Origin of the sequence: Serratia sp. (in: enterobacteria) (assembly GCF_051654945.1) — a bacterium.
Lineage (GTDB): Bacteria > Pseudomonadota > Gammaproteobacteria > Enterobacterales > Enterobacteriaceae > Chania.
In genome coordinates, this window is the sequence record NZ_JBOFZA010000113.1 from 1 (window position 1) to 1,066 (window position 1,066).

Consider the following 1,066-nt stretch of genomic DNA (forward strand, 5'->3'; position numbering starts at 1 on the left):
ACGGATAAAAGGTACTCCGGGGATAACAGGCTGATACCGCCCAAGAGTTCATATCGACGGCGGTGTTTGGCACCTCGATGTCGGCTCATCACATCCTGGGGCTGAAGTAGGTCCCAAGGGTATGGCTGTTCGCCATTTAAAGTGGTACGCGAGCTGGGTTTAGAACGTCGTGAGACAGTTCGGTCCCTATCTGCCGTGGGCGTTGGAAGATTGAGAGGGGTTGCTCCTAGTACGAGAGGACCGGAGTGAACGCACCACTGGTGTTCGGGTTGTCATGCCAATGGCACTGCCCGGTAGCTAAGTGCGGAAAAGATAAGCGCTGAAAGCATCTAAGCGCGAAACTTGCCTCGAGATGAGTCTTCCCTGGGCCTTTAAGTCCCCTGAAGGAACGTTTAAGACTAAGACGTTGATAGGCTGGGTGTGTAAGTGCAGCGATGCATTGAGCTAACCAGTACTAATGATCCGTGAGGCTTAACCTTACAACACCAAAGGTGTTTTAGTAGAGATTGTAGAGATTTTCAGCGATGTTCCGAGATTGGTTCTGATGGCGACACGTAAGTGAAGCGGTTGGAATGAAACAGAATTTGCCTGGCGGCAATAGCGCGGTGGTCCCACCTGACCCCATGCCGAACTCAGAAGTGAAACGCCGTAGCGCCGATGGTAGTGTGGGGTCTCCCCATGTGAGAGTAGGGAACTGCCAGGCATCAAATTAAGTAGTAAGCCGGTGCATTAATCCGGTGGTTACAGAAGTCTTCGGTGGAGCGGTAGTTCAGTCGGTTAGAATACCTGCCTGTCACGCAGGGGGTCGCGGGTTCGAGTCCCGTCCGTTCCGCCACTTATTAAGACATTAAGCCTGCCTTCTGGGCAGGCTTAATGGCAAGAAGATTTAGGGGCGTAGCTCAGTTGGTAGAGCACCGGTCTCCAAAACCGGGTGTCGCGAGTTCGAGTCTCTCCGCCCCTGCCATATAAAGGATCCTTTGCAAATTCTCATGTCCAACCAAACCAAAGCAGTGCAGTGGGTCTCAGAGTGTGTGTACAGTATGTGTTAACAAATCCTCTGAAGGAG

The 1,066-nt window shown here is 52.2% G+C and carries 2 tRNA genes and 2 rRNA genes; all 4 read left to right on the top strand.

The features are described from left to right. Positions 1–479 (top strand): 23S ribosomal RNA (locus ACRDCA_RS25250); the annotation flags it as partial. A gap of 108 nt (positions 480–587) precedes the next feature. Beyond that, positions 588–703, top strand: a 5S ribosomal RNA gene (gene rrf / locus ACRDCA_RS25255). Between the two features lie 55 nt (positions 704–758). Further along, positions 759–835: transfer RNA gene (locus ACRDCA_RS25260), tRNA-Asp, on the top strand. A gap of 53 nt (positions 836–888) precedes the next feature. Next, positions 889–964: transfer RNA gene (locus ACRDCA_RS25265), tRNA-Trp, on the top strand. The last annotated feature ends 102 nt before the right edge of the window (positions 965–1,066 follow it).